We start from the raw sequence: 6,004 nt of genomic DNA, 5'->3' as shown, positions 1-6,004 counted from the left end.
GGCTGAACCAATTGGGCTATTCTGTTAGAACATCCCCCTATGAACAGTGGCAGCGTGAAGTAATTAATGTGCATAATGCCCTTAGCCCCCTAGCTAAAGTCTTAATGGAGGTGGTACAAGGACATTCTCTTACTCGCCTAGAAATCTGGTTAGCAGGCACCCAAATGTTTGATTGTCGAAATACCCTACAGGGGCTAAATCAAACCCAAATTGCTTGTCCAGCAGTTGATAAGCAGATGTTAATGAAATATTTAGAAAACATTAGTTAATGTTTTCTGCTCAAACTAAACACGACTATTCATTAGTAAATTTGGAGAGAACCAATGCAAGCTGTTGAAACGAAGTACACAGATTATTCTGCCTGGGATCCGAAACAGTATTTGCAAGAATACTATTCTGGAATTATGCCTGACGAACAATACTGTTTGGAGTTTTTGGTAGAGTCTTTAAAGCGAATCGAGTCTGTCCCAGTTGCATTAGATTTTGGCAGTGGACCTATTATTTCCCATATTTTACCTTTGGTAACTAAGGCCCACGAGATTCATGTTTCTGAATATGTTGAGTCCAATTTAATTGAACTAAAGAAATGGTTTTCTGGAGATCCAACAGCCTACGATTGGCAGCTTTTCACTCAAAAGGTATTACAGCTTGAAGGCCATCAATTGCCTGATCCTCTAGAGGTTCAGCAAAGAGAGCTAGACGCACGTCAAAAAGTCACCCTAATTACCCCGGGTGATGTCAGAGAACCTAATCCTTTAGGGGAAAGCAAACGCACGTTTTATCCATTGGTGACAGCCCATTATTGTGCAGAAGGTATTAGCCTCAATAAAGACGAGTGGCGTACCTATATGCGTAATATTATGGGCATGGTGCAACCTGGTGGCACATTGATCACCTCAGCCTGTGGTTCTGGTAACTATTATCGAGTTGGTGACAACTGTTTCCCATCTACGGAACTGAATCCCCAAGATGTACTGAGCTGTTTTTTAGACAATGGGTTTGTCAATCTTGACATTCGTGTTAGAGATTTACCTGAATATTCAGAACAGGGATTTTTCTATACCATCTTTGCTTGTGGTGTTAAATCTTCTTAAATCTGAGTTTTAACAAAAACAAACCTGACAACTTTAAACTCTTAAGTCGTCTCAATGAGCCACTTGTTTCATGAAAAAGTGATGATATAGCCATCTATGGCCTGTGGTTAGCCATTTTTTTCCTGGGCACTCTAGCGGATATAGCTGAATCGAGTCTTTTCCAATAACCTTACAGAAGTTGGTAAAGTACATCGTCATCTATTTCCCTACAGTGTTGAACCCAAAACCTATGGCTATGGACAGAAAACACAGTCAAATGCCCCATGGGACGCCGTTAAGCCTTGTGCTTGTCGTCCCATTCGTTTTGCAAATTTTTTCAGCTGTAGGGTTAGTGGGATATCTGTCCTTCAGAAATAGTCAAAAGGCTGTTAATAGCTTGGTTTTACGTCTTAGTAATGAAATTAGTGGCCGGGTTGATCAGCATTTAGACAGTTACCTATCTCGTCCCCATGAACTGGGTGCCATAACCGTCGATGAGTTACAAACTGGAGTCCTTGATATCAAAAATTTTGAGCTGACCGGTCGTAACCTATGGCAAAGGGCACAAACCTATCCAGATATCAATTTTATTGGGTATTACCTGGAGTCAGGAGAAGGGGTGGGAGCTGGACGCTGGCTAGCAGGTCAAGGTGTCACTATCGTCGAACATTCATTAGCAGATGGGAAAGACTATACCTATGGCACCGATGCTCAAGGAAATCGTACCGATGTATTAGATGCTACTGAATATTACGCTCCTGAAGACCAGTGGTATCTCGATGCTGTCAATGCAGGGCAACCAACATGGAGCAGTATTTATAATGCAGAAGGATTCGAAGACTATGTTGCTGCATCTGCTTCGTTCCCCCTTTATGACACTGAAGGTCAGCTTTTTGGGGCATTGAGTATTGATCTGCTCCTGAGTGATATTAGTAATTTTCTGAAAAAACTAGATATCAGCCCCAATGGCAAAGCCTTTTTGATGGAACGGGATGGTCTGCTGATAGGTAATTCTAGTGAAGCCAAAACTTACAATGTAGTCGATGGAGAACCCCAGCGCCTGAGTGCCCTAGAAAGTTCTGATTCAATTATTCGAGCAACCGCTCAATATCTGGAAGCGGAATTTAATGGCTTTGAAAATATCCAGAATGGCCAGCAACTAGAATTTCGAACAGACGGCAGCCGACAGTTCGTCCAGGTGTCTCCCTGGCAAGATGATTATGGGTTGGACTGGCTGGTGGTGGTTGCCATCCCAGAGTCTGACTTTATGGCAGCAATTAATGCCAACACCCGTAATACGGTCATGCTATGTGTTGCAGCCCTGGTGATTGCAACTTTACTAGGATTTCTGACGTCTCGCTGGATTAGTGCGCCGATTCAGCGATTAAATTTGGCTAGTCAAGCGATCGCAACGGGAGATTTGGACCAATCGCTGCAAGTTAGGGGAATTCGCGAACTACAAGGGTTATCGTCTGCGTTTAACCAAATGGCAGAACAGTTGCAAGATGCCTTTGAAATGCTGGAAACCCGAGTTGCAGAGCGTACTGCTCAGTTAGCTGAAGCGAAGGATCTTGCAGATATGGCCAACCATGCTAAAAGCGAGTTCTTAGCGAATATGAGCCATGAGCTTAGAACACCGCTGAATGGCATTTTAGGATATGCCCAAATTCTGCAACTTCAAAAAAATCGCCCTGACAAAGACCGTAAAAGTATTCGGACTATTTCCCAATGCGCTGGTCATCTCTTAACTCTAATTAATGATGTTTTAGATATTTCTAAAATTGAGGCGCAAAAATTGGAATTAAATCCTAGCCCCTTTCATTTTCCTTCTTTTGTACAAGGAGTTGTGGAAATTTGTCGGATTCGTGCCGATCAGAAAAATTTACCCCTGATTTTTGAGCCTCTCGATACCTTGCCGCCAGGCATCGTTGCTGATGAAAAACGGTTACGGCAGGTTTTGTTAAATCTCCTTGGCAATGCAGTTAAATTTACTGACGCGGGTAGGGTCACACTGAAGGTGGAAGCGCAAGCTGATCCCCAGAATCCATTACTTACGCAGCTTCATTTTGCTGTTGAAGACACCGGTGTTGGCATTGCAACTGATAACTTTGAGAAAATTTTTGCGCCTTTTGAGCAGACAGATAACACCAAATATGTAATTGAAGGCACTGGATTAGGTCTTGCCATTAGCCAGCAAATTATTCAGCTGATGGACAGCCATATTCAGGTTAAAAGTACCTTGGGCGAAGGCAGTGTCTTTGAATTTGACGTAGTTTGTCCCCTTGCTGAGGACTGGCTTCAAAGTAACCTTGAACAGCCAGGTTTAGGTGAGCTGACGGGATATGACGGTAAAGGTAGAAAAATTTTAGTCGTCGATGATCGATGGGAAAATCGCTCTGTGATCGTCAATCTTTTAGAACCCCTTGGATTTGAAGTATTGGAAGCTCAGGATGGCCAGGATGGCATCACTAAGGCTAAATCATTTCTACCAGATTTAGTGATTACAGACTTGCTGATGCCCAACTTGGATGGCTATGGACTTCTCAAACAGCTTCATAATTTGAAAGAATTCCAATCTGTGCCTATTATTGCTTCTTCGGCACACTTATCTGGTGGAGATTTAGAAGCCAGCATTGAGACTGGATTTAGTGGCTTTTTATCAAAACCGATACAAGCACAAGAGCTTATAAATCAGCTTCAACAGCTCTTGCGCTTAGAGTGGCAATATGACTTAAAACCTGTAGAAGCTGTGTCGCCTAATCTTGGGGTTGAGATGGTTGTGCCATCCTCAGATATCCTGATGCCTCTCTATGAGGCAGCTGAAAAGGGGTATATTGCAGATATTCAAGCTGAAGTTGCTCACCTCAAACAGCTTGGTTCAGACTATGCTCCATTTGTTGATCAGTTGTTGAAACTAGCTGATGACTTTGATGATGAAGGGATTGTCCAACTTGTGAAACCCCATATAAACTTTTAAACCATAGGATGTCCCTTTAGAGACAAACTAACTTTTGGGAAATCTAGAGTAACTAGACTCACCAGATTCAACGCTTACTTTAAATACCTCGTTAATTTTTTCTTTGGACCTCGCTAGATTATGTTGAGCTCCCAACGAAGTGAAATTTTGATTGTTGATGATATTCCAACTAATATTAAACTCCTCTATGAATTTCTTCAACAGTCTAATTACAAAGTTTCAATTGCTAAAAATGCAGAGAGTGCTTTTAAGAAATTAGAAAAAATAGTTCCAGATCTTATTCTACTGGATGTGATGATGCCAGGGCTGGATGGATTTGTAGTCTGTGAAAAACTCAAGCAGAATCCAAGGACCCGAGATATTCCAGTTATCTTTATGACAGCCCTGACCGATGAGGTCGATAAGGTTAAAGGCCTCAGCATAGGTGCCGTTGACTACATTACTAAGCCGATCCACCCTGATGAGGTGCTAGCACGGGTTAAAGTGCACCTGACATTGCGACACACACAAATGCAGTTACTCAGTGAAATTACTGAGAGAACGCAGGCCGAGAGAGAGCTACAGCGGGCCCTTGAGGAACTTAAGAAAACACAAATACAACTGGTACATAATGAAAAGATGCTGAGCTTGGGGCAACTTGTTGCAGGGGTTGCCCATGAAATCAATAATCCAGTGAATTTTATCCATGCCAATCTTCACCACGCTGAGCGCTATGTGGAAGATCTATTGAGCATTATCTCACTCTATAAGCAGCATATTCCCAACCCTCCAAAGGCAGTTGCTGACAAGATCGATGAACTGGATCTGGACTATCTTGAGCAGGATCTAATGAAGATCTTAAACTCTATGAGCCTTGGCACTAGTCGGATCTGTGACATTGTGCTTTCTCTGCGGACGTTTTCGCGACACCATGAGGCAGAGATTAAACTGGCTGATATCCATGAGGGTATCGATAGTACCCTCACCATTTTGCAAAGTCACTTGCAACGTAGCAATCACTATCCTGATATTCAGGTTGTTAAAGATTACGGGGTCTTACCTCTGGTTGAATGCTATGCAGGGCAGCTCAATCAGGTATTTATGAATTTGTTGAGTAACGCCATTGAGGCTGTGAATGAGCGTGATGCTCACCGAACTGTGGAAAATGCGATCGCAGATCCCGGCATGATTAAAATTTCGACAGCGATCCAGGATAATCGGCTGCTGATCAGAATTATGGATAACGGTATGGGCGTGCCGGAAAATTTGCGATCGCAAATCTTCAACCCCTTCTTTACGACCAAATCCGTCGGCAAAGGTATCGGTATGGGGTTGTCCATCAGTTACACCATCGTAACTGAAACCCACAAAGGCAAACTGTGGTGTGAGCCCATTCCAAACCAGCCAGGGACCCAGTTTCTGATTGAAATTCCCATTGCCTCAACTAAATCAGTTTAGGGGATGAACGGCTCTGTGAAACTTGCCAATCCAGGCTATTGGCAAGGCTAAATCATACTCAGGAGCGGCAAGGCTGGGTTTCAGGAAACTAGAGAGGATTTTAAATTGATTTAGATTCATTGAAATTCACCTAAAAATCCACCAAAAACCCAACAAATAGATATCTATTTAGATATCTAACCGCATAGTCATATCCTGCTAACATTTGCAGGGACCTGAGCTTGGTTAACATTTCGCTTTCCTACATCAGCATCGTTTGGAGGACCTATGGGGACTTGGATTAAGGAAACTGATAAAGCCATTTATCTAATGGAGGGTGGTTACTACCGCCAGAAAATTGACAAGTCCCCACGTCAGGGTGATGTAGAGGGTGAAACCTTTTTTCGGACTAAGGTGCTCAAGGACTGGCTTAATAGTGATGATGCACCAGGGTTTTTCCTGGTATCCGTAGGGACCGGGGTCGATGAGCCGCAACCCAAGCCGCAACCCCCCGCCCCCCCGCCGATTTCCAACCCTC

Annotated in this window: 3 protein-coding genes and 2 pseudogenes; all 5 read left to right on the top strand. The window is 43.2% G+C overall.

All coding sequences use genetic code 11. The features are described from left to right. Positions 1-269: pseudogene (locus DXZ20_RS00800) on the top strand (hypothetical protein); the annotation flags it as partial. A gap of 54 nt (positions 270-323) precedes the next feature. Beyond that, complete coding sequence (gntF, locus tag DXZ20_RS00795; protein WP_163664970.1) at positions 324-1,094, top strand: guanitoxin biosynthesis pre-guanitoxin forming N-methyltransferase GntF; 771 nt, start codon at positions 324-326, stop codon at positions 1,092-1,094. Between the two features lie 235 nt (positions 1,095-1,329). Further along, positions 1,330-4,050 carry an ATP-binding protein gene (locus DXZ20_RS00790; protein WP_163695734.1) on the top strand — a complete coding sequence of 907 codons (2,721 nt, stop codon included), beginning with the start codon at positions 1,330-1,332 and terminating at the stop codon, positions 4,048-4,050. Between the two features lie 120 nt (positions 4,051-4,170). After that, positions 4,171-5,487, top strand: a complete 1,317-nt coding sequence (locus DXZ20_RS00785) for a hybrid sensor histidine kinase/response regulator (protein ID WP_163695731.1) — start codon at positions 4,171-4,173, stop codon at positions 5,485-5,487. 267 nt (positions 5,488-5,754) lie between these two features. After that, positions 5,755-6,004, top strand: a pseudogene (locus DXZ20_RS00780) (lysozyme); the annotation flags it as partial.

The organism is Adonisia turfae CCMR0081, assembly GCF_011009555.1.
In the GTDB taxonomy this organism is placed as follows: domain Bacteria; phylum Cyanobacteriota; class Cyanobacteriia; order Phormidesmidales; family Phormidesmidaceae; genus Leptothoe; species Leptothoe turfae.
Note: the sequence above shows the minus strand (reverse complement) of the source record. Positions and strands in the feature narration are given on the sequence as shown.

Coding starts and splice junctions, on each gene's coding strand:
- gntF (WP_163664970.1), top strand. CDS start 324: ATGCAAGCTGTTGAAACGAAGTACACAGATTATTCTGCCTGGGATCCG.
- DXZ20_RS00790 (WP_163695734.1), top strand. CDS start 1,330: ATGGACAGAAAACACAGTCAAATGCCCCATGGGACGCCGTTAAGCCTT.
- DXZ20_RS00785 (WP_163695731.1), top strand. CDS start 4,171: ATGTTGAGCTCCCAACGAAGTGAAATTTTGATTGTTGATGATATTCCA.